General features: G+C 44.4%; 17 protein-coding genes and 2 tRNA genes. 7 read left to right on the top strand and 12 right to left on the bottom strand.

The genetic code is table 11. The features are described 5' to 3' along the window. Nucleotides 1-14: 14 nt before the first annotated feature. On the bottom strand, nucleotides 15-731 hold the full coding sequence (gene trmB / locus L865_RS0107125; protein ID WP_028772604.1) for a tRNA (guanosine(46)-N7)-methyltransferase TrmB: 717 nt from the start codon (nucleotides 729-731) through the stop codon (nucleotides 15-17). Between the two features lie 248 nt (nucleotides 732-979). Between trmB and mutY the strand changes: the two genes are divergently transcribed. Both mutY and L865_RS0107115 read left to right on the top strand, forming a co-directional pair. After that, entirely contained in the window at nucleotides 980-2,035 is a 1,056-nt protein-coding gene (gene mutY, locus L865_RS0107120; protein WP_037470729.1) for an A/G-specific adenine glycosylase, read from the top strand. Between the two features lie 2 nt (nucleotides 2,036-2,037). Then, nucleotides 2,038-2,316 carry an oxidative damage protection protein gene (locus L865_RS0107115; protein ID WP_028772602.1) on the top strand — a complete coding sequence of 93 codons (279 nt, stop codon included), beginning with the start codon at nucleotides 2,038-2,040 and terminating at the stop codon, nucleotides 2,314-2,316. A gap of 31 nt (nucleotides 2,317-2,347) precedes the next feature. On the opposite strand, the gene L865_RS0107110 is transcribed toward L865_RS0107115, so the two are convergent. Both L865_RS0107110 and L865_RS0107105 read right to left on the bottom strand, forming a co-directional pair. Beyond that, nucleotides 2,348-2,923 carry a YceI family protein gene (locus L865_RS0107110; protein ID WP_028772601.1) on the bottom strand — a complete coding sequence of 192 codons (576 nt, stop codon included), beginning with the start codon at nucleotides 2,921-2,923 and terminating at the stop codon, nucleotides 2,348-2,350. Next, nucleotides 2,920-3,471, bottom strand: a complete 552-nt coding sequence (locus L865_RS0107105) for a cytochrome b (protein WP_028772600.1) — start codon at nucleotides 3,469-3,471, stop codon at nucleotides 2,920-2,922. The genes L865_RS0107110 and L865_RS0107105 overlap by 4 nt, the downstream gene beginning before the upstream one ends. Before the next feature lie 355 nt (nucleotides 3,472-3,826). Here L865_RS0107105 and L865_RS0107100 point away from each other — a divergent pair. Together L865_RS0107100 and L865_RS0107095 are read left to right on the top strand one after the other, a co-directional pair. Next, nucleotides 3,827-3,902, top strand: a tRNA-Phe gene (locus L865_RS0107100). Between the two features lie 6 nt (nucleotides 3,903-3,908). Continuing rightward, nucleotides 3,909-3,984 (top strand) — tRNA-Thr (locus L865_RS0107095). A gap of 212 nt (nucleotides 3,985-4,196) precedes the next feature. Here the strand turns inward: L865_RS0107095 and L865_RS25440 are convergent. From L865_RS25440 to L865_RS0107065, 7 genes are all read right to left on the bottom strand, one after another. Then, a complete protein-coding gene (locus tag L865_RS25440; RefSeq protein ID WP_157577487.1) occupies nucleotides 4,197-4,334 on the bottom strand; it encodes a hypothetical protein in 138 nt (45 codons plus the stop codon). Nucleotides 4,335-4,496: 162 nt separating this feature from the next. After that, nucleotides 4,497-5,798: an N-acetylglucosamine MFS transporter NagP gene (gene nagP / locus L865_RS0107090; protein ID WP_425423620.1), complete on the bottom strand. Its 1,302-nt coding sequence runs from the start codon at nucleotides 5,796-5,798 to the stop codon at nucleotides 4,497-4,499. Nucleotides 5,799-6,033: 235 nt separating this feature from the next. Next, complete coding sequence (gene nagX / locus L865_RS0107085; protein WP_028772598.1) at nucleotides 6,034-7,170, bottom strand: transmembrane glucosamine N-acetyltransferase NagX; 1,137 nt, start codon at nucleotides 7,168-7,170, stop codon at nucleotides 6,034-6,036. Between the two features lie 75 nt (nucleotides 7,171-7,245). Beyond that, complete coding sequence (gene nagA, locus L865_RS0107080; protein WP_028772597.1) at nucleotides 7,246-8,376, bottom strand: N-acetylglucosamine-6-phosphate deacetylase; 1,131 nt, start codon at nucleotides 8,374-8,376, stop codon at nucleotides 7,246-7,248. A gap of 66 nt (nucleotides 8,377-8,442) precedes the next feature. Further along, entirely contained in the window at nucleotides 8,443-9,441 is a 999-nt protein-coding gene (nagB-II, locus tag L865_RS0107075; RefSeq protein WP_028772596.1) for a glucosamine-6-phosphate deaminase NagB-II, read from the bottom strand. 67 nt (nucleotides 9,442-9,508) lie between these two features. Next, complete coding sequence (nagK, locus tag L865_RS0107070) at nucleotides 9,509-10,411, bottom strand: N-acetylglucosamine kinase (protein WP_028772595.1); 903 nt, start codon at nucleotides 10,409-10,411, stop codon at nucleotides 9,509-9,511. Nucleotides 10,412-10,637: 226 nt separating this feature from the next. Next, complete coding sequence (locus L865_RS0107065) at nucleotides 10,638-13,286, bottom strand: family 20 glycosylhydrolase (protein ID WP_028772594.1); 2,649 nt, start codon at nucleotides 13,284-13,286, stop codon at nucleotides 10,638-10,640. Between the two features lie 925 nt (nucleotides 13,287-14,211). Between L865_RS0107065 and L865_RS0107060 the strand changes: the two genes are divergently transcribed. Both L865_RS0107060 and L865_RS0107055 read left to right on the top strand, forming a co-directional pair. Beyond that, nucleotides 14,212-15,096 carry a sulfite exporter TauE/SafE family protein gene (locus L865_RS0107060; RefSeq protein ID WP_037470717.1) on the top strand — a complete coding sequence of 295 codons (885 nt, stop codon included), beginning with the start codon at nucleotides 14,212-14,214 and terminating at the stop codon, nucleotides 15,094-15,096. A 45-nt stretch (nucleotides 15,097-15,141) separates the two neighbouring features. Further along, nucleotides 15,142-16,647 carry a tryptophan halogenase family protein gene (locus tag L865_RS0107055; RefSeq protein WP_028772592.1) on the top strand — a complete coding sequence of 502 codons (1,506 nt, stop codon included), beginning with the start codon at nucleotides 15,142-15,144 and terminating at the stop codon, nucleotides 16,645-16,647. Nucleotides 16,648-16,704: 57 nt separating this feature from the next. Here the strand turns inward: L865_RS0107055 and L865_RS0107050 are convergent, their stop codons facing one another. Together L865_RS0107050 and L865_RS0107045 are read right to left on the bottom strand one after the other, a co-directional pair. Then, entirely contained in the window at nucleotides 16,705-18,225 is a 1,521-nt protein-coding gene (locus L865_RS0107050) for a tryptophan halogenase family protein (RefSeq protein WP_028772591.1), read from the bottom strand. Nucleotides 18,226-18,431: 206 nt separating this feature from the next. Further along, complete coding sequence (locus L865_RS0107045) at nucleotides 18,432-21,416, bottom strand: TonB-dependent receptor (protein WP_028772590.1); 2,985 nt, start codon at nucleotides 21,414-21,416, stop codon at nucleotides 18,432-18,434. A gap of 661 nt (nucleotides 21,417-22,077) precedes the next feature. On the opposite strand from L865_RS0107045, the gene L865_RS0107040 reads away from it, so the two are divergent. Beyond that, on the top strand, nucleotides 22,078-22,800 hold the full coding sequence (locus L865_RS0107040; RefSeq protein ID WP_028772589.1) for a SapC family protein: 723 nt from the start codon (nucleotides 22,078-22,080) through the stop codon (nucleotides 22,798-22,800). Nucleotides 22,801-22,808 lie beyond the last annotated feature (8 nt).

Below are 22,808 nucleotides of genomic sequence, written 5' to 3'. Positions count from 1 at the left end.
ATAGTTGAGACAGATTATTGGTCTCTTTCAAACATTAAATCCCAAACGCCATGACCTAAGCGATGGCCGCGAGCTTCAAACTTAGTCAGCGGTCGGTGATCCGGGCGTGGAACCACATCTCCAGTTGTAGATTGGTTTTTATAGCCCGGTGCAGCTGTCATCACCTCTAACATGTGCTCGGAGTAGTTTTCCCAATCGGTGGCGAGGTGGAAAACACCACCAATTTTTAGCGCACTCCGAATCGTTTCAACAAACTCAGGCTGAACAATACGACGCTTATGATGACGCTTTTTGTGCCAAGGATCAGGGAAAAATAGTTGTACACGCGCTAATGACGCCGGCACGATACTGTTCTCTAGCACTTCTACGGCATCATGGTGGAAAACACGTAAATTGGTGACGCCCGCTTCTGCCGCATCCGCTAAGCATGCGCCAACACCGGGTTTATGAACCTCAATACCGATAAAGTTAAGTTCTGGTGCCGCTTTCGCCATCGCGACTAACGAGGCCCCCATGCCGAAGCCGATTTCAAGTACGGTGTCCGCTTCGCGGCCAAACACCTTAACTAAGTCCAATGGCTCAGGCGAATAGTCTAAGCCCATAGTTGGCCACTGCTGTTCAAATGCAAGCGCTTGACCTTTAGTCAAACGCCCTTCGCGTAAAACAAAGCTTCTCACTTTGCGAAGGTACTTACCCTCTTCATTAAATTCAGCAGTGGTTACTTCGCTCATGTGCTTTGTGCCTCTATCTCACTTGGACCATACCGTAGGTTATTGCATCTGCTGGTTTTCACCAAGCGACGACACACAACCCTGACAGTAGAATAATTTTCAAAGAGCAGGCATTATCCAAAGTTAACTGGACAGTGCAACCCTTATTGTTGCCAAAGTATACCAAGAATACAAAAAGGTGCGAATTAGCCTATCACTAAATGTTAATATTTGTTGTGATGGCTATAAGGCATGGTTACACTGGCGCCATGACAACAAAAAGCTTTAGCCAACGTGTCGTCAGTTGGTACAACGACCACGGACGTAAACACCTTCCTTGGCAACAACAAAAAACACCCTATAAAGTCTGGATATCTGAGATCATGCTGCAGCAAACCCAAGTGGCTACAGTGATCCCTTACTACGAACGATTTTTAGCCCGGTTTACCACCATTACCGAATTGGCCAACGCTGAGCAAGATGAAGTGCTGCATTATTGGACAGGGCTTGGCTATTACGCCAGGGCCCGCAACCTACATAAAGCTGCACAAATCATGCGAGATGAGTATCAGGGACAATTCCCTGAGGAGTTTGAGCAAGTATTGGCACTACCGGGGATCGGTCGTTCGACAGCAGGCGCGGTGTTATCATTATCTTTAGGGCAACACCATCCTATTTTAGATGGTAATGTGAAGCGTGTTTTAGCAAGGCATGGCGCGATTGCAGGCTGGCCCGGAACTAAATCAGTCGAAAACAGGTTGTGGCAGCAAACAGAACTGTACACGCCAAAAACTGACATACAAAAGTATAACCAAGCAATGATGGATTTAGGCGCCAGTATTTGCAGTAGAAGCAAACCACAATGCGCTCACTGTCCAGTGGCGGTAGATTGCCAGGCGCAGCTATCTGGCAAACAAACTGACTACCCAGGTAAGAAGCCCAAAAAACAGATCCCAGCTAAATCAGCATATATGCTCGCCATTATAGATGAGCAACAAACAATGATGATAAAACGCCCTGCAGCGGGAATTTGGGGCGGCCTATGGTGTTTCCCTCAGTTTAACAGCCTAGATGAACTCCGAACTTACGCAAAGACACATCAGCTTGATTTACGCGCTGAAGAGCTAACAGCCTTTAGGCATACCTTTAGCCACTTTCATCTTGATATTAGCGCCTACGTTGCTTTTAGCAGCCAGAGCCACAATCAGATCATGGAACCTGACCTCGCGGTCTGGTATAACATAGCCACACCACCTAAAGTTGGCCTCGCCGCTGCTACCGAGCGAATCTTGGCCAATTTAGGAACCGTATCAACTAAGGAGTAATCATGGCTCGCACAGTAAATTGCCAATATCTTAAAAAAGAGGCAGATGGCCTAGCATTTCAGCTATATCCCGGTGAGCTTGGTAAACGTATATTTGACAATATCAGCCAAGAAGCTTGGACACTATGGCAATCTAAGCAAACAATGCTTATCAATGAGCACAAGCTCAATATGATGAATGTAGATGATAGGAAGTATCTCGAAGAGCAGATGGTTAACTTCTTATTTGAAGGCAAAGAAGTCGAAATTGAAGGCTATGTGCCACAAAAAGACGAAGAATAATAAAAGGCGCCCAACGGCGCCTTTTTTAGTTTTACTGCTTAATACCTTCAACCACTAACGATAGTTGTACATGGCTAGATGCCGGGCCCAAGTCCATTTTGATATCATAATCTTTAAGGGCAAACTCGGTCTCACCAATAAAGCCAGCACGATATCCCCCCCACGGGTCTTGACCTTCACCAATCATTGTCGCATCAATGGCCACTGGCTTAGTCACGCCATTTAAGGTTAAGTTGCCATTGAGGACAAACTGACCATCACCTTTATCAACCGCAGATGTTGACTCGAACGTCGCTTGTGGGAATTTACTGGTATTGAGAAAATCCGCACCCCTGAGGTGCTTGTCACGTTCAGCATGGTTTGAATCTATGCTGGCTGTATTAATTTTCACGCTAACCTTTGAGCTTGCAACCGCCTTAGCATCAAAATTGAAGTTTCCTTCAAATTCATTAAAGCGGCCAACCACAAAGCTATAGCCTAAATGGTTTACTTTAAATTGAATCGAGGCATGCGCTCCTTGCGTATCGATAACGTAGTCAGCAGCAAGGGCTTGAGATGATGCCATTAACGCTGTTGCAGCAATCATGCTATAAAGTGATTTTTTCATCGATTTTCCTTAGGTTTGATGATGTTTAAAAGTGTTTGGTCTTTGTCGATAAATTGATGCTTTAGCGCACCCAACATATGGACAACGACCAGGGCAATTAAGGTATACGCTAAGTATTGGTGAACTAAACCCGCTAAGTCAGCTTGGTTATCAAATAACGCCCCAAGGCTGGGAACGGCAAAAAGGTCAAATACATTGATCCCGCGGCCATCAGCGGTCGAAATGAGATAACCTGAAACCAGAATCAACAACAACAGTGCGTACAAAGCCCCATGGGTCCAATGTGCGACTCGCCTCTCCCACAGCTTATGGCCGCCATTAATCGGCTTGGGGTTAACTAGGCGCCAAAACAATCTAAAGACCGTCACCAGTAGCAAGAGTACCCCCACCGCTTTATGTATCTCAGGTGCAGTTTTGTACCAGCTGCTGTAATAGGTTAAGTCCACCATCCAAAATCCGACAGCAAATAAGCCTAGAATGGTTATTGCGCTTAGCCAGTGCAGTAAGATGCTAATCAGGCCATAGCCGTGTTTATTATTCCGAAACATAATATCTTTCTCTGTAAAACATACATAAAAGCATATAGCGGTGTTCGCTGATAAAAAACTGTTAATATTCGCCAATTCCTTTCTATTTTTTAGAAAGGTTAGCTTTCTCACCATAATGAGTGGATTTCTCTTAGCTTACTTTGTAACCCTAAAGCGCCTCACTGCGTGCATTTTGATGTGTTATCAATCAGCAATGAAACAAAATTACAGCAGTTTGCACATTTACTAGCCAAGCGATAAAAATTATTAAAAAAGCACTTGCAGGAAAAATATCATCGCTATATTATACGCGCACTCCAAACGAGACGGGTCACAAACACCCAGTTTGAAGTAGTTAATTAACGCTTAGTTAATTGCCCGAATAGCTCAGTCGGTAGAGCAGAGGATTGAAAATCCTCGTGTCCCTGGTTCGATTCCGGGTTCGGGCACCACTATTAGCCGGCATAGCTCAGTTGGTAGAGCAACTGACTTGTAATCAGTAGGTCCCGAGTTCGACTCTTGGTGCCGGCACCATATAAAGAATAGCCACTCAATTGAGTGGCTTTTTTTGCCTCAATTTCAACGCTATTCATTTTAGCTCTGCTGTTACAAACAGCCACCTCCCCCGTTAGATTTCAAACACATTCCTCTAGCCTTCGCTAACTTACTTCAAACACCGCTATTGTCCGTGCCGACAAACAGCCCTTATACCAATCAGTATAAACATTTAGTCACTCAGTGAGAATTTAGCGGTTCTGAGGCAAGGCAACGAGTGAAGAGCATAGTTGTTCTACGGTTAAACTCGTTAACACGGCATCATAACCGCTAAAACTCACCATTCTGGCGCGTTTTTTGCTGCCTATTTCTGCGTTGAATAACCTCACAAGGGAGCAACCATTGTTTCAGTTATCCGCCTTGAATTAGTTTGCAAAAAGCGCGCTGAGTAGATTAAATCCTTATACTGATTGGTATTATTAGCGGTAACAGCTGCGCTATCGCCACAAAAAAAGGAGCCCTAGGCTCCTTTTTTATTCACACTGAAATGCTTACTTCCAGCTTTTCATCTTATAGCCTTTGACCGCATAAAATAAGATGAACATATAACACGGCAACATTACTGCGTAGCCGCCTTGCATACCCAGTGAAGTACCAGAGCTTAGTCCCCAGAACAAAGGACCAAACGCCCCACCAGCAATCCCCATAACCAACAATGCAGAACCTGTACTGGTTAGCTTACCAAGACCTGATAACGCTAGCGGCCAAACCGCTGGCCATACAATCGCGTTCGCTAAACCTAAGAATGCAATCATCAGCAAGGTATCAGGTAACATCGCACCACCCAATGGCACTAACACAGCATTGGCGATAGCGTAAGAGTTGTTGTCGCCAAACAAAATACCTACAGTAAGCACAATACCTAAGATAGCGGAAATCATCAGCGCTTTAGGCTGAGAGATGAACCTTGGAATTGTGAGAATACCTAAAGTGTAACCCACAACCATGCACACCATGGTATAAGATGTCATGACACCGTAATTCTCAACACCCAAAGATAAAGCGAATGTACCAATGGTATCGCCTGCTATCACTTCTACTGCAACATAGAAAAACAATGCCACTACACCAAGCGCAAGATTGGGGTGAGATAAGGCTTCACGAGTATGACCTTTATTGGACTCAGTGGGCTCTTCATCGCTTTCTAATTCAGGTAGTGGTGACTTTTTCACTAAGATAGCTAGAAGGCCAATGAACAGTGCCATACCTAAGTAAGGCACCACTAAGCTATTGGCCATTTCATCAATTTGTACTGCGGTTAACTCGGTGCCAACTCGATCTTTAAACGAATCAAGGATCAAAGCAGTAAATACTAACGGTGCAATAACACCTGCGCCCTTATTTAAGATACCCATCACGCTGACACGTGCTGCCGCAGATTCTTCGGGGCCAAGGCGAACAACATAGGGGTTAACCGCCGTTTGCAGCAATGTTTGCCCAGCGCCCATGACCAACTGCGCAAATAAGAACAATGCGAAAATTTGTGTTTTTGCCGCCGGGATAAACAGCAAACCAGCAAGCATCATAATGCCCATACCCAGTGCCATACCGGATTTATAACCGACTTTTCTAATCACCCATGCTGAAGGTAATGCGGTAAATGTCACTGCGATATAAAAAGAGAATAAAATAAGTGAGGCTTGGAACGGGGTAAGTTGCAGGATTTGCTTTAGGTACGGCATTAACGAACCGTTCAACCAAGTTGCAAAACCAAGAATAAAAAACAGCCCAGCGACGATCGCCATCGGGATCACGCTGCTGCGTTTATTTTCATTATTTATTGTCATTTCCATAAGCCTACTTTCTTATAGTAATTAATATATTGATATCTATGGCACTGATATCGGCTTTATTTATTTTGGCCAAATCCGTAGGGAGGAAAGGCAAAATTGATTATTAATCTTGTTGATTGTTTCACTGATGTTAAAACATAAAACCCAAAAAGACAACGCTGTCATTTTGGGTTTTAAACAAAATATCACTAACTTGGTAACACAAAAAATCAAATTCAATTTAACCATCAAAGGCTTAAACCTTGATGAAAATACCGCGTTTGTACATCCAGTACAATAGTAGCCACTGCACCAACAACAGCGCTACAGTTGCCGCTAACGCTTGAACTGAGGTTGGTAGAGCCGAGATAAAGCCGCCAAATAGACTCGTCGCTGTGTAGCTCCAATTTACTAAGCTCGACGCCAAGTAAATAATAATGGCATTACAACCAATTACCACGAAAGGAAATGCCAATTTAGACCATTTAAGCACATCGACCAAAGCATAAAACAAGGCTAATAGGATCAGGCTCCACCCCGTTGTAACTAATACAAAACTGCTGGTCCACAGCTCTTTATTTACCGGAATGATAAAATCGGCCAACCAGCCTAGTGCCAAGGTAACCCCGCCGGCTAAGGCCAAAATAGCCACTTTAGCCCATTCGCCCTTTGGATGCGCTTTTACGATAAAGTGACCAGTGAAGACCCCTGCCAATGCATTAATTACCGCAGGTAGCGTTGACAGTATTCCTTCAGGATCCATAGGGCGATTTTGATAGCTGACTCCCGGCAGTAAATGGGTATCAACGTAGGCATTGATTGAACCCGCCAGCGTTAGATCTCCTGCGCTACCTCCAGGCACCGGCAACCATAACTGCATTGCCGCATATCCAAATAACATGGCCGCAGCCACAATCAGTTGAGTGCGTAAACTAGTATGCCAAACCAACATCGCAGCAAAGAACCATGCAAATGCAATGCGGCCAAGTACACTGGCATAACGTACTTCATCGGCCGCTGCTGGCATACCGCCGCCCCAACCGTGATTATAAAGCACCCCAAAAAACAGTAGTAATGCCAAACGCTTAATAGCATGCTTGTACAGAGGTAGACGCTGCACCATCGGCATTTTGTCTAATCGCTTAGGCGATAAGCCCAGTGCCACTCCAGAGAGAAATATAAATAGAGGAAAAATCAAATCATAAAAAGTGAAGCCATGCCATGCACTATGATGCATTTGTGCGTCAGCTATTTTCCATCCTTGCCAACCGGTCCAAGCTAGCAACCCCACAAACAGGGCCTCGCCACCTAAAATCCAGAACATGTCAAAACCGCGCAGCGCGTCTAAAGACATTAAACGCAACTTGGGCTTCTTGGTTTGGCTCACTTCCATATATCCAACCTCTATTATTATGATTGTATAGATACAAAAAAGCCCAAAGCTAACGCTTTAGGCTGAGTGTTCGGGTTATTTTTGAAAAACGATTTTACCGCCAATATAAGTTTGCTCAACTTGACGCTGCTGATTGAGCAGCACCATGTCTGCTTGACTACCCACCTTCAGTAACCCGCGCTGCTGATGACCAATAAACTCAGCAGGATATAGCGCCGCCATCCTCAGTGCTTCCTCAAATGGCAGGCCTAACATATTAACCGTGTTATTCACCGCACCAATCATATCAAGCACACAGCCAGCGAGCTCACCCGTGACGGCATTAAGCTTATCGCCTTGGCGAACAACTTCGATACCAAATAGCTCGAAAGTGGCGTTTTCAGGCATGCCCACAGGCGGCATTGCATCAGTGACTAACATCACTTTGCCTTGTGGCTTTGCCGCAATCGCCACCTTGGCGGCAGCTGGGTGCACATGGTGACCATCAACAATAAGCCCACACCAGGCATCTTGGCTTTCAATTGCGGCGCCCACCATGCCAGGGTCTCGTGAACTTAATGGTGACATCGCATTATAAAGATGAGTAAAGCCTGTAGCACCAGCTTCTAACGCCGCTACAACCGTATCATAATCAGCATTTGAGTGTCCCAAACACACACGTACATCTGCCGCAACTAGGGCTTTTATCACATCGACCGATACATTTTCCGGCGCTAAGGTCACCACTTTGGTGCCGAGATCATCTCGACTAAAAATCGCAAGTTCTGCATCGGAAATACGGCGAATGTGTGATTGAGGGTGAACGCCCTTTTTAGGAATGGATAAGTGCGGCCCTTCAAAATGTACGCCTAACACCCCTGCACTGCCTTTCGCCACAGCTTGCGCTACGGCATCGGCAGCATGCTGCATCACTTCAACATTGTCGGTAATAAGCGTCGGCAAATAGCCGGTCGTGCCGTACTGAGCATGGGCTTGGCCAATCGCTTCAATACCCGCGACAGTGCAGTCAGTGTTTAATAAAACCCCGCCGCCACCATTGACCTGAACATCAATAAAACCAGGTACGAGAGTCCCTGGCAACTGGGTTTCTACGGCGCCTTTAACAGTATCTAATGCGACAATCTGGCCATCTTCTACACTAATAGGTAGTTGTTGATGAAAGCGCTCGCCATCGAACACCTGCTCTGCAATAAATGTCTGTTTCATAAGTTGTTTCCTAAAGCGTTATAAATGCGTACTAGCTATAATCCGATATAAAGTGAATGTGAGTTGTTAGCATGTTTTCATCACCTTACTTAGCCCTTCTGGCTCATCGGGGTTAGCCCCCAACAGGGTCGATATTTTGGCTATATCAATATAAAAGCGTTGCAATAGTGCTAGCGGTGCTACCCGAGGATGTACGCCAGTTAACACTTGATTAAGGTGTACTAAAGGTGTTTCACATTGCAGCAGATGTTCCAGCTGTTCTAAATGATTGAGATAAGATTCATCACTAATACATACATCAATCACTTTTATATCTTGCGCAACAAGCGCTGCGCAGCCATGGCGAAACTCGGCACTACTAACAGCTTCAGCATGTATCGCACAAACCTCTTTAAGTTTGAGCGCGACTTCTTTAGCCACAGCAAACCCTAACCCTCTGCCAAGTACCACTAAATTAGTTACCCCCTGCAACTGCTCTACTCGCAAGTTAGCAGGCGCGTGGGTTGCCTCCTGCAAAATGGTAGGCAGCGATGCTACAGCGGCAGTCAGCTCCTGATTACCTGTCCAACTACTGGTTAATTGCAATAACCCAGTTAGTGTTGCCAACAAGCTTTTGGTTGCAGTCACCCCCTGTTCCTGACCAATGTGCAGAGGAATGATATCGTCAACAAGATGCTTTAGTGGGCCTTCCACTTCGCTTGTTAAAGCAACGCTATAGGCGCCTGCATTACGAGCCATTTCTGCTTGCGCAATAATGTCAGGGCTTTGGCCAGAGTGCGAAATGATCAACACCATCGCTCCTTCAAGAGCCAGTGTTTTACCATACACGCTTGCAACCGAGGGCGCTGCTGAAAAAGTGGCAACACCCGCTTCAATTTCAATTAAATACTTTGCGAACACCGCGGCGTTGTCAGAAGATCCTCGGCCAACGAGCATCACAAATTTAGGTGCATATTGGCGTATTTTGCTGCCAATGGCTGCGATAAGTGAGCGGTTATCCTCAATCTGCTTAGCGATATAATGGCTAGCGCTTTTGGTATCAGCTTCCATTAGTGTGTCTGTCATTCTGACGGCCATTCCTGTGTCAGCATTAGCAAAGCGGCCTGATAGAATCTATCAAGCCGCTAGTCAATCAGTTCATTTTTTTATCGAAGCTCTGCCTAGCAAAATAGGTAGCACCTAGCTCCGGTGGCGCGAGTGTGGGGGATAACTTAGCCACCACATCTTTATCCAGCCACGGCGCTAATGGCTCCGCCAAGCCTCCAATCATTGAAAACCTTGGAGGGTTAACTTCAAACAGTTTGCGGGCCAGTTCACTGATGTACTGCGCACCTTCTTTAACAATATTTTGTGCCACTTCATCTTTTTCGTGGGCACAAGTCAGCACAGTTCGCGCTAGCTTGGCGTAGCTGCTTGATGACTGGCCAGCAAGATGCTCAACGATGCCCATGGCATCGTGGACTTTAAAATGCGCGAGTAACTGTTCAGTTAACGCTGTTTTTTGTGCAAAACCATCTAAATGCAGTAATACTTGCTCAGCGGCTTTTAAACCTAACCATGCGCCACTGCCTTTATCGCCAAGGGCAAAACCATGACCACCAAGACATACCTGTTTACCAGCGACATGGGCATAGCCACATGAACCTGTTCCGGTAATAATCACTGCACCTTCGCCACCGCGGTGAGCACCAATGCAGGCTGTGTGCAAATCAGTCGTGACAAACATGTCCGCAAAAGGATGAGACCAATTGACAATGTCTTGATAAAGGCGCGGTACATTAACTCCCGCAAGCCCTAAGCCCGCGATAAGGCCTTTACTTTCTGTTGGGCTCATTCCGGCATCTTTCAACGCTAGTTCGGTAGACATTTGAATCGATTCAAAGGTTTGAGACAAGCCATGCAAAGGGTTGGCACGTCCAGCAACACCTGTACCTATTACGCCATCTTCGTTTGAATAGATCGTTGCTCGGCACTTGCTGCCGCCACCATCAATACCTATAAACAACGGTTTCTCCTTTGTCTGGTTCACACTCATGACAGACCTCTTCAACAGTTTTATTATTCAAAGCAAAGAGATAGTCGTCACTTTTGCTCTGCCTACTGACTAAGTTAACCCTATGTTACAACATAAATGACAGCGTTGTCATTTACTTTTTTAACCACAATCCATAATTATTACTTTCGGTCAAAACATAGGGAATACGCGGCTTGTAGCGTAACCACACCAATAATTCAGCGTGGTTACGCTCGTTAACACCCTGTTAATTCACAACAAGTGTTCTACCTTTACGTTGATTATCTGCAGCAATTGCACGAACCTCGACTTGGCCTGTCACCGCAACCGGCGCGGTGAACTTTTGCCAGTCTCCACCATTAGCACGATATTCAATACTCAAGCCAGGGTAGATAATGTTGGTATACAGCATGCCTTGTTCGATTTTAGCGCCCACGGTAGGAACGCGGTAGTCGATACCAGCAAGATCGAGTTTAACCAACTCTTTTTGGCCCAACGTATTGGCTAACTCGCCCCACTGTTTACTTTGAGCGGCTCGCATTTCATTGGTAAATGTACCCGTTTGCTGGTTATATACAGCGCCTTCATAGTTGTAGGGCACTTCCCAGCTCGCTTTGTGCCAAGCTCTTTCAGCAAGCACTAATAGACGTGGGTAAATCATATACTCAACTAGCTCGTCACTGCGCAGTGTTTCACTCCAGATCTGACCTTGCAGACCTGCAAATTTAACACCTTGTTTGAGAGGGCCTGAAACAAGCTTACCTTGGTCATCTTTAGTGACTCGATCGTCAGCTTCAAATGGCTTACCTTCAATGTCTGTCCATTGCTCTGCGTTGGCAGGTAAATTATCCGGCATGAAACTATGCAAAGTTCTCTCATCGGTGCCGCGACTTGCCCAATAGTAGCCATGCTCTTTCGGATCATTCACATAAGGAAAGTCAAAGTACAGTACCTCAGGATTACCTAACACCGCATCCCAACCTAGGTTAGCTTGCTGATGGGCGCGTTTATGACCACCATGGGCGACAACATCCCAAATATTACTTTGGTTGTTTTTGGCCATTTTTTCAGGTCGAGTATGGCTCATTCCATCACTCCAGCCTGCAGCTAAAATACCTTTACTTGCAATCAGATTAGATAGACGCTCAATAAAATAAGCACCCAGCTCATCAACGGATGTGACTCCTTGATCGTTGTTGGCGATAAAAGCTTTACACAAAGGTGACTCTAACCAAGCACCTGCCGTTTCATCGGCGCCAATATGATAGATTTTTAGCGGCTGTCCAGCTTGCTCATGCAAGTTGGCGATTTCATCAATGACTTTATCAACAAAGTGGAAGCTAGACTCCATACAAACGTTAATGGTGTTGTCATCATAGTACTGTACAGAAGAGTAAACTGTGGTATCTAGCGGGTCGGTCAATCGATACTCATTGGCTTGTTGCTCAAGCCCTTGCGCCATCAGTTTACGGTAACGTGCTTCCATAGAAATAATGGCCGCACGTGAGTGCCCTGGCATATCCATTGAAGGAATGACTTCGATTTGCCTTGCTGCGGCATATTGCAAAATCTCAATATAGTCTGCTTTGCTATAGTAACCATTGACTTGCGTATCTGTGCTAGGCCCACTTCCAAGCTGGGGTAATAGACAATTATTCTCGGCAAGATCATGACAGCGCTGACCACCAATATCTGTTAGCTCTGGTAAGCCTTCAATCTCTAAACGCCAGCCTTCATCATCTGCCATATGCAAATGCAACTTGTTAAGCTTGTATGCGGCCATCTGGTCGAGCAGATCTAAGATGAATGCTTTGCTATGAAAGTTACGCGCTACGTCAACATGCATGCCGCGGAAATCATAACGCGGGGCATCAACCACTTTCATCTCATTAACTTTCTTAGATTTCACATCTACTAAGCTAGTTAGCGAGGCTAAGCCATACGAGAAACCCGCATCGCTGTTAGCGTTAATGACGATTCTATCTGCACCAATAGTTAACTCGTAAGCCCCCTCGCCGGTAATCGTCTTATCGAGTTCCAGCAAAGTCGGTAAACCACTATTGCTTTGGGCGACACCGATACGTGCTAGGCGGTTCAATGCCGCATCAACACTACTGGCTTTAACACCATTTAATATCACCTTGATACCGGCATTAAGATCGACCGCTTGATCTGTTGAGCTTACAACTTGACTTAAAGGGGTTGGAATAATCGCATCAACCACTTGTGCGCTGTCATGTTCAATCGTTTGATTGGCGGCAAAAAGCACATCACTTTTAGCCCACTGTAGTTGGTCACTCTTGCTGCGCTTGTAATGATTTAGTTCATCGTCAAAGTCAACAACATAAGGGCGTACTTCCATGCCCGTTTCACTATCAATGCTAACTTGAGTACTTTTAATCACTGCCGGGCTTAACTCGCCAGCAGTAATGTAATAACTAGGCATTGCATCAATTTCTGACAGCTGCCACGACTGACCGATAAAATCGATAGTGACCGTTTCACCGGCCTTAAAACCAGCAAACTGTTCAGTAGGGGTAATTTTATGCAAATCGCCCTTGACTCGCTCTATGGCAAATTGTTGCGAAAGAACCTGTTGCACTGGGCGCATTTGGCTGAAATATATCGACCAAGTCTTGTCATTAAAATCAGCTGCAGGGGTTAACTCTATTTGTGCGGCAAAACAGCGTTCACCCGCACCATCACCACTGCATTGCTCAGGAAAGTTGGATAGTAGACGATATTTGACATCCAATGTCGCGCTTAGTTGATTTAGCTGACTTTGAGTTAGCCCTGCTTGCACTTCTACAGCTGGGGCCGCCTGGCTAGTCCTTTCTGCACATCCGGTTGCAGTCATCATCAAACCGACTGCGACCGCTATTAACTTCTTTTTCATCTCTACCCTCTCAACGTGTTTAATAAGCCACTGACAATTCAGTGTACTTTCACTGGAGCCCTTGGTTCCCCCCCTGACACTCCCATCAATACCTAACACGCTGATGGGGTGCAGTCCTATCTATGCCAGTGGCCAAAATAAGTTTGCTAATATTGTCTTTGTATTTATCACTTAGCAACCACGCGATAATGCTGCGTAGCTTTACCTTAAAACATTTACGGCAAATTTTATGGTAACCACCCTGCTTTGGCATGGCAGTTATCGGTAATTTATTGACGGGAGTATAACAAGTTACTAGCTATTAAGAGGTAATGATATGGCTCAGATGAAAGCTAAATTGCCAACGTTGATATGCTTTGCTAATGGCAAGAAATGGCTTTATTTTCATTTGCAGCACCTCTTTTAAGCGCTCTAATTATAAAGCAAGAGTTATAGTAATTGTTTTGCCGCCAGCAGGTAAAAATGTACCTAATAAGGCCTTAGTATTTCTAAGAAAAAATAGCTAGGTGTTTTATCAAATACTGATTGGATAAACCACCTAGCCAACTCTAGTTTCTGGGGAGAGACTATTTAGAAATAACAAACACAAATGCATAAATTTTCGTTATACAGATGCCAAACACATGAAGTAGGAGACCTCTTCCTAAACCATGTAGACCTTACAAGACAAACGAGTCACACAAGCAAATGACAACGCTGTCATTTACAAACATACACAAGCCCGAACAGAATTTCTACATATTTTTGACAAATTTGAGCATGTTTTTTTAGTTGAGCGACCCAATAGCGCTCCAATCCCCTTTGCAGCCTAGCTTTGCGAGAATCGCACCCATTAACAAAATAATGACAACGCTGTCAATTGTTGCTAACATCGACATGGATTTGCTGGCCACTTTTAAGCTAAGATAACGACCAGAGTGGAATAATGATAAGAAAATTCAATAAAATAAAAGACTATCAGCGCCATCTCATTTTACTCGCAGGCTTAGTATCCATTTGGTTTATCTGGGCGATGCAATTTACTGACACATTGGATGTAATCAAAAGTTACCTTCACTACGTGATGTTAGGGATAACTGGCGCCATTTTCGCAAACTCCACAGGTGCTGGCGGTGGAGTTATCTTTATTCCGGTATTTAATAGCCTTGAACTTAGCCATAGCCAGAGCGTATCAACATCGTTTGCGATTCAATGTTTCGGTATGACCGCAGGTTCCATCGCGTGGTGGCGTCACTTCAAACAGGCTGAATTTAAACAATCTGCACAGCTACTACCCATTTTAGTCGGCCTATGCGCCCCTGTATCCATTATGGGAATTTGGTGTGCAGAGTTACTGAGTATTTCAGCGCCAGCTTCATTGGAGCTAAGCTTTAGCCTGTTCTCAATTATTTTAGGGATTGCCATTGTCTACAGTGGCTTACGCCCACAAAAGCAGCACTCTACTCGCTCACTTACTCCCCTTGAGGTAAGCCATCTAATCATATTGAGCTTTGTCGGTGGACTGATCACCGCTTGGTTATCTGTTGGGGTGGGAGAAATATTGGTGATTTACCTGATATTAAGTCGCTTCTCACCAACCTTGGCCGTTGCGGTTGGCGTCATGGTTACCGCGATTACGGTTTGGTCTGTGAGCCCAATTCATTTAAACCCTAGCAGTGATGCATATTTTAATATTGTGCTGTTTGCCGGCCCGGGAGCCATCCTCGGTGGAATTCTAGCCAAAAAGTTAGCACTGTACTTACCGGTAAGATCGCTAAAATTATTTTTCGCATTTTGGATTATCATCTCCGGAATCCATATGTACCCCTAATATAAAACCTGTTGGCGACTACACAAATAACAAAGAGGTGAAAGGATGACAGCTCCAATTAAAGATGTAGTGATTCTGGGTGGCGGCACGGCAGGCTGGATGACAGCTGCAAGCCTAATCAAGTATGCGCAGGGAAAGCAGCTGAACATCACACTTATTGAGTCAACTGACATAGCTACCGTTGGTGTCGGCGAAGCGACTATCCCCAGTATTGTGCAGTTTAATCATCAAATTGGACTTGATGAACTTGAATTCATTAAAGCCACCCAAGCCACCTTCAAATTGGGGATACAGTTTGAGCAATGGACTCAGAACCAACAGCCATTTTTTCATCCTTTTAGCGACTATGGTATCCCCGTCAATGGCGTACCATTTCATCACTATTTACACAAGTTATCGCAATCGGGGTTTGCTACGGAGCTAAGTGATTACAGTTTTTCAAGTGTGTTAGCACGCACTAACCGCTTTGCTCAGCCGCACCCGCAACCCGCGACACCATTAGCTGATTATTCTTATGCGTATCACTTTGATGCCGGTCTCTATGCAAACCTACTCAAGCAACATGCAACCAAACAGGGGGTTGTGCATATTGATAGTAAGATTGAGCAGGTAAATTGTCAGGCAGAAAGCGGCTTTATTGAATCAGTAACGCTAACCAACGGCCAACGAGTATCTGCCGATCTCTTTGTCGACTGTACAGGGTTTAAAGGATTACTGATTGAGCAAGCACTAGAAACTGGTTATGAAGACTGGAGTGAGTGGTTACTATGCGATAAAGCCATCGCTGTACAGAGCGAACTGCAACAACAACCTGCGCCCTATACGCGGGCCATTGCACATAGTAATGGTTGGCAATGGCGCATACCGCTGCAACACCGAATGGGAAATGGCTATATCTACGCCAGCCAATTTGAAGATGATGACCATGCGATGCAAAACCTACTTGGGAATATCGAGGGTCAACCCTCTAATCAAGCCAAACAATTTCGTTTTACACCGGGAAGACGCAAACAAATTTGGAATAAAAACTGCTTTGCCGTGGGTCTCTCTAGCGGCTTTTTAGAACCCATTGAATCGACCAGTATTTCATTAATCCAAAGTGCGATTGCTAAGCTGCTAGACTTCTTTCCAGACACTAGTTTTAATCAACACGATATCGCAGAAGTAAACCGCCTACATAATGCGGAACTTGAGCACGTAAGGGACTTTATTATCTTGCACTATAAGCTCACAGACCGCCAAGACAGCGAATTCTGGCGTTATTGTCAGTCTATGCCTGTCCCTGACACATTGGCACATAAAATCGCGTTATTTGAAAGCCGAGGCCATATCATTATTCATGAAAGTGAATCATTTGAGGCGGCAAGCTGGCTTACTATGTACCATGCTTTCGGGGTTACGCCAAAAAGGTACGATCCCCGTGCAGACTCGGTAGAGCACCAAGTCATAATCAACAACTTAGAACAAATGAAACGCTCTATCACACAGGCAGCAAACCAAGCCATGACCCATGAGCAATTTATCGCTAAACACTGCGCTGCAACGCGGTAAACCACACCCTAGCCTGTTAGCTTTGACGATTAACAGGCTAGCGTGCTAACACAACAATTACTTCCCAGCTTCAAATCCACAGGTTTCATACAAAAATTGTTTGTGGGTCGGCGCGCTATTCACGCTTTGAGCGACTCTCGATTTCATATAATGCATATGTTTAAGCAGGTAAGCTTGCTCCATATTATCGGCTTTTGTCGCGTATTGCTCTGGGATTAAGCCAAAGCCATGGTAGATAGCCAGCCAACTGTCTTTGCCAAAAATCTCCCATGGATAAGCAAGCATTGTCCCATTCTTTTGGTAAGCCGCTAGTTTATCGGTTAACGATTGAGGAATGTCCATCTGCTGACAATAACGCCACATAGGTGAGTCATTTCGTTGGGTCGCTTTGTAGTGCAATATAATGAAGTCTCTGACACGTTCATATTCGGCCGCAGTAACATCGTTAAACTTATCGACTGTACGAGTTGTATATTGATTAGCTGGAAAAGATAGGCATATTTTTTCAATAGCGGTTTCAACTAGTGCAATACTGGTGCTTTCTAGCGGTTCTAAAAAGCCTGAAGATAGACCCACTGCGATACAGTTTTTGTTCCAGGCTTTTTGTGCACGGCCTGGGGTAAAACTAAAGTGTCTAGGTTCATGCAATACAGGCCCATCTAGCTGTTGTAATAGGCATTGCTCCGCTTGCTCTTCGCTCATAAACTGGCTCGAATATACATGACCATTACCAGTGCGATGTTGCAGTGGGATCTTCCATATCCACCCAGCTTTCTGGGCATGGGAGACGGTTCTTGCAATCGGATCGTCACTCGCTTTTGTCTGCACAGCAACCGCTTTATCGCATAACAACCACTCGCTCCAATCGCAATAGCCTGTGTTTAATGTCTGCTGTAACAGCATCGAACGAAAACCTGAGCAATCGATAAATAGATCGCCTTTGACTTGACCACCACTGGCAAGCTGTAGTGACGAAATGTGTCCATTGTGATTATCGGTATTAACTTGCTCAATTTTGTCGTCAATGACCATTACATTGGCTTGCAGAGCCACTTGCTTCATTAACTCGGCAAACAGTGACGCGTCAAAATGCAGCGCCCAGTCATAGACCTCCAATTGGCTTTCTGGCTTGGTACTGGGGTAAGTAAACTTATTGGACCGAGCAAGTTGCACACCTAATGAGTACTCTGAGAATGCTGTGGTATGCCCCGCTTGCATCGCACGCAGCCAATAGTGGTGAAAATCGGTCTCTTTAGTACCTTGACCAAAGATCCCAAAAGGGTGAATAAAACTGTCACCTAACGTTGACCAGTCCTTAAATTCAATACCCAGTTTGCACGTTGCATTAGTCGCTTTTAGTACGTCAGTATCGGTTAGTCCCAGCTTGGCATAGAAGCGCCTTAAGGTAGGAATCGTCGCTTCTCCAACCCCTATGGTTCCAATTTGTGAAGACTCAACCAAGGTGATACTGACTGGCTTATCCTTAAAGTGCTGACTGAGGGCCGCAGCCGTCATCCAACCAGATGTGCCACCACCCACAATTACAATCGAGTTAACTTCATTCGCTGAACTTTCCATTTTAGCTACCACTCAGTAAATATAACATCAACAAACCCGCCCTATCGGCGATACATCACACCATTGCAGCATTTAATCACTAGACAACAAAATGGACTAATAATCAAATATTATCAATAAATTAAATGTGTATTCTGTGACAATAAAAACGCAAAAAGGTGCCGCGACTGCGGCACCTTTAGATACACCAATTAAAATGATTTCTATTAGAAAATCATACGTGCACCCAATGTATAACGTGCTTCATAAGCATTCTGGAATGCTTTCTGCTCTGGGAACTCAACATAAGTTTCCTGGATCTCTTCGGTAATGTTTGAACCGTTGAGATAGAAGCTAAAGTTCTCATTGAGGTTATAGGTCACGTTCACATCTAACTGCGAATAGTCATCTTGGTAAAGAGACTGTCCGCCCGTTCCAGCAGAACCTGGAGTGATCAGACGTGGGCTACGTGAGTTCCATGCAATACGCGCTGAAAACTCTTCTTGCTCATACCAAAGTACCGCATTGTATGTGTCTTCTGACATACCAATGAACGGTAGATCATTGCCATATACGTCTTTGTCTTCACGGCTACTATCTGTGTAGGTGTAGTTAGCATCAAAACCAAAGTTATTTAGAATAGCAATATCGGTATAGTCACCAAAAGCAACACGACCCGCTAATTCAAAGCCTTTAACTTCGCCACCAGTTCCCTGTAGGGTTGTAGTGAAAGGCCAAGGACCACGTTTAACACCGTCTGAATCTGGCTCATCTACCATGGTGATACCAGGTGTAGTGAAACTCTCAATTTCAATTAAGAATAGACCAGCAGATAGCATTGATGCTTCAGCCATGTACCACTCAGCAGAAAGCGAGTAGTTGTCTGAACGTAGTGGATCTAGCTCTGGGTTACCCCTTAGCTGACCGTTAACCACACGCATACAGTCACATTCTGCGTTATACGCATTACCAACGACTTTACCTTCACCCCACTCAGATAGATCGAGTGGCATCATCTCTTTCGAGTAAGCACCACGAACGATAAGATCTTCAGTGATACCGTAGTTTAAGTTCACACGTGGTAGATAATCGGTATAGCTACGCTCAGTAACCACATCACCAATATCAGGTCCTAAACCTGAATGCGGTAAGTTAGGTCCAACTAGATTTTGCTTAACATACAAATCAGTATTTACGACTTTAACGCCAAAGTTACCTGTTAGGCCTTCCCAATCGATATTCGCTTGTAGGAAGTAGCTCATTTCTTTGAGCTTAACATCGTAAGTTGAACCACCATTTTCAGTGCGAGCAACATTACCAAATACTCTTTCATGGAATGCACGTGGGTCACGGAAGTTACTTGGATCAATTGACCAAACTCCTGGAATACCCGTTACGCCACCAAAGTTAGTTTGAAATGATGCTGTCGTGACTTCATCAATTCCAGTAGGTGGAAGTAGTGTATAAGGTACCCATTCACCGTTAACCATCTCACCCGTGCCTTCAACACCGACACAATCTGCACCGTAGGCTTGGTCAACCGCTTTCCACTGAGCGATATCACATCCACCACCAAAATCAGAGGTATAAGTGAATTGGTCATGATCAACACTACGCTCCATATAGCGCAGACCGAAATCAACACTACTGATGAAACTTAGATCATCAAATGCATAGTTCCATGCTGTGCTAAAGGTATCAAGCTCGCCTCTATCATCAGTGTTACCTTCTGATGAGAACGCACCAATATGGTATGAATCTTTGTCTGCCATATAATCGGCAACACTCATCATACCTTTACCACCGTTAACCATCTGGTCAAAACCACCAAAGTGTGGGTAGGCACCAGCAGAAGAATGAGTGATCAGGAATTGTGAATCTTGGATACCAGTTGAGTAGTTACCGTAGCAACCACCTTGGTCACCTACAATCTCTTCGCCATTGTTACAATATTCAGCTGGAGTTAATCCACCAGGACCAGTAATTAGTGTCCCTTCATCAATACTGAGGATATCGCCTTCACCGTAAGCATGACGCATGGTTGCTTTCGCAGTCGCGTGAGTTACACGAACTTGACCAGTTAACGCGCCACCATTGTCATAATTCAGCTCTAAGTTGAAGTTCTCAGATTTTTCTTCGTTAATGTTAACCTGAGTAAACGACTGCATACGGTAAGGACGCATTTGATAACCGTTTACTGCACGCCACTCTTCACCTGTTTCTAGGTGAGTGTAGCCACTGCCGGTAAAGCTAGTTGCGTCTGCATAGTTTTGATAACCCTGCCAGCGACTGTTGTGGTTAAAACCGCGACGCGCATTGAAGCGCTCTTGATTGGTATAGAAATAGTCAAAAGTTAACTCAAAACCTTCGCCCAAATCACCTTGAAGACTAAATTGTAATGCATCACGGTCACGCTCTTCTTGCTTATTAAACGCGGTGAAACCATGAGGAGTGATGTGGTTAACGCCATCGGTCACACTGCTACCAGTCCAACCCAAACCGCCGTTTTCTGACGTGTCGTTAAAACCGTTGTAATCGGTTGCTAGCGTCGCTTGAGATGTTACGGCAGAAAGTAGAACACCGAATTTATCATCATTGTATGATACTAGACCGTGGAACGTTGGATCTGTTTCTTCGCTAATAGAACCTTGTGTCGCTTCCGCGCCACCTGCGAATGTAAATCCAGTATCCATATCAAATGGACGACGAGTTTTCAGATCAATAGTACCGGCCATACCCGCGCCGACATTACTTGCATTTTTAGTTTTATAAACATCAACACCAGAAAAAAGTTGTGATGGTAAATCACCTAAATCAGTGGTTGATGAATCAATCGTTGTCGCGCTTAAGAAGATCTCACCATTCATCATGGTATCAACTTGAGGCAGACCACGGATTTGAACTGGACCACTCTCGCCTGCAGTTCTTTCTACTTGAACACCGGTAATACGTTGCAATGAATCTGCAATGGTGACATCTGGAAGCTTACCAATATCCTCAGCAGAAATACCATCTACTTGAGAATCAGAGAATCGCTTGGTGTTGATACTGGCTTTAGTACTGGCACGAATACCTCGAACCGCTATGACCTCAATATTTTCATCAGACGCTGTAGTCTCATCAGCCGCAACAGCAAGAGGAGCTACTCCGCTTGTCATTACAACCGCAATGCTGGTCGCTAGAACACTTTTCTTAAAGTTAAATCGTCGCATCTCAATATCCCTTATTATGCTTTCTTATCATTTTTATGCTCATGACCACCCCCAACCGAGAATGACAACGCTGTCATGTACAGCTTAAATACTACACAACTAAAATGGCGTTCGCTACATGTTTTTAACCAAAGCTTAACACCTAAATTGAAGCGACTAAAGCATCAAAATCAACTAGAGAATCGTGTGACATTAAAAAAAAGTAACAAGGCATCATTACACAGCAGGTTATTGATGAAAAAGATAAAATTAACAGCGAATGCAGAATAAAACCCAATAAATTAACACGATATTCAAGGTATTATTCTAAACCACAAACAACTACATTTTTTGATAGTAAAGTACCAATTAATGCGATTATAGTCCCAATAATATGATTAAATTTGTTACATTTGGTACAAGGTGCAACCCAAGTATTAAGTCGTTACTTATACCGAGCAACCCGATACTGAATCGAGCGAATTTGATGTACCAACAGCACCGCAATTGACAGCGCTGTCAAAACAAATTATATGTAGCAATTGGTGGTTAACAAAAGATATACATGATAAAACGTTAACTTGAAAAATTTTAAGTTCTACTGTGGTTGCCCTATGAGTGATTACAGACATCTTCTAAAACAATAAGCTATTACAAGTAGCTAAAATATTAGGTCTTCCCCATGACACAAATTGTCCCGCTTACGTCAAACAAACATCTAAAAACCAACGTCAAAGAGTCGACTGATTACAGTCGTTTCTCAACGGAGCATATTGTTCCTGTAGTGATTAGAGAAATTATTACCCTTTCTTCAGAGTACCCAATCGTATTTATCAAGAATGCGAAAACCGAGGAGTTTATGCCCGTTGCAATGATGGGGCTCAAAAATGGCATCAACTTATACTGCCAAACACCACAATGGGATGCCCCGCTTAAACCTCTTGGCTTTAACAATGCACCACTGTCGTTAATGAAAGCCAATGAGAATAGTGATGATGTCATGATCTGCATTGATGAAGACAGTAACTTAGTCAGTGAAACCGAAGGCAACCCTCTATTCACACTGAGTGGCGAACAGTCTGAGTACTTAAAACAACGTGCCAATGCCTTACTTGATATGGCGGCGATGACACAACAAACAAGTGCCATCTCAAAATATTTAGAAGAGAAAAACTTGCTAAGTCCTCAGCAGCTCACCGTTAAACTCGCAAGTGAAGAAAACAATATCAATATTGGCGGTATTTATATGGTCAATGATGAAACGGTCAATAATATGTCAAACGAGTTACTCATCGAGCTGAAAGAGAAAGGCTTACTACCCGTAATTTATGCTCATAGAGCGTCTCTACACCAGGTACCAAGACTGATAGCGAAGCAAAATCAATATGATGCAAAACAAAAATAACCAACTCG

This window comes from Shewanella waksmanii ATCC BAA-643 (assembly GCF_000518805.1).
Taxonomy (GTDB): Bacteria; Pseudomonadota; Gammaproteobacteria; order Enterobacterales; family Shewanellaceae; genus Shewanella; species Shewanella waksmanii.
This window is presented reverse-complemented; position numbering and strand designations above follow the sequence as displayed.

Bases quoted from the DNA above. Each gene is read 5' to 3' on its own strand.
- L865_RS0107115 (WP_028772602.1), top strand. From the start codon at position 2,038: ATGGCTCGCACAGTAAATTGCCAATATCTTAAAAAAGAGGCAGATGGC.
- nagK (WP_028772595.1), bottom strand. From the start codon at position 10,411: ATGAGTGTGAACCAGACAAAGGAGAAACCGTTGTTTATAGGTATTGAT.
- L865_RS0107060 (WP_037470717.1), top strand. From the start codon at position 14,212: ATGATAAGAAAATTCAATAAAATAAAAGACTATCAGCGCCATCTCATT.
- L865_RS0107050 (WP_028772591.1), bottom strand. From the start codon at position 18,225: ATGGAAAGTTCAGCGAATGAAGTTAACTCGATTGTAATTGTGGGTGGT.
- L865_RS0107055 (WP_028772592.1), top strand. From the start codon at position 15,142: ATGACAGCTCCAATTAAAGATGTAGTGATTCTGGGTGGCGGCACGGCA.
- L865_RS0107040 (WP_028772589.1), top strand. From the start codon at position 22,078: ATGACACAAATTGTCCCGCTTACGTCAAACAAACATCTAAAAACCAAC.
- mutY (WP_037470729.1), top strand. From the start codon at position 980: ATGACAACAAAAAGCTTTAGCCAACGTGTCGTCAGTTGGTACAACGAC.
- nagB-II (WP_028772596.1), bottom strand. From the start codon at position 9,441: ATGACAGACACACTAATGGAAGCTGATACCAAAAGCGCTAGCCATTAT.
- L865_RS0107105 (WP_028772600.1), bottom strand. From the start codon at position 3,471: ATGTTTCGGAATAATAAACACGGCTATGGCCTGATTAGCATCTTACTG.
- L865_RS0107110 (WP_028772601.1), bottom strand. From the start codon at position 2,923: ATGAAAAAATCACTTTATAGCATGATTGCTGCAACAGCGTTAATGGCA.
- L865_RS0107045 (WP_028772590.1), bottom strand. From the start codon at position 21,416: ATGCGACGATTTAACTTTAAGAAAAGTGTTCTAGCGACCAGCATTGCG.
- nagP (WP_425423620.1), bottom strand. From the start codon at position 5,798: ATGGAAATGACAATAAATAATGAAAATAAACGCAGCAGCGTGATCCCG.
- trmB (WP_028772604.1), bottom strand. From the start codon at position 731: ATGAGCGAAGTAACCACTGCTGAATTTAATGAAGAGGGTAAGTACCTT.
- L865_RS0107065 (WP_028772594.1), bottom strand. From the start codon at position 13,286: ATGAAAAAGAAGTTAATAGCGGTCGCAGTCGGTTTGATGATGACTGCA.
- nagA (WP_028772597.1), bottom strand. From the start codon at position 8,376: ATGAAACAGACATTTATTGCAGAGCAGGTGTTCGATGGCGAGCGCTTT.
- nagX (WP_028772598.1), bottom strand. From the start codon at position 7,170: ATGGAAGTGAGCCAAACCAAGAAGCCCAAGTTGCGTTTAATGTCTTTA.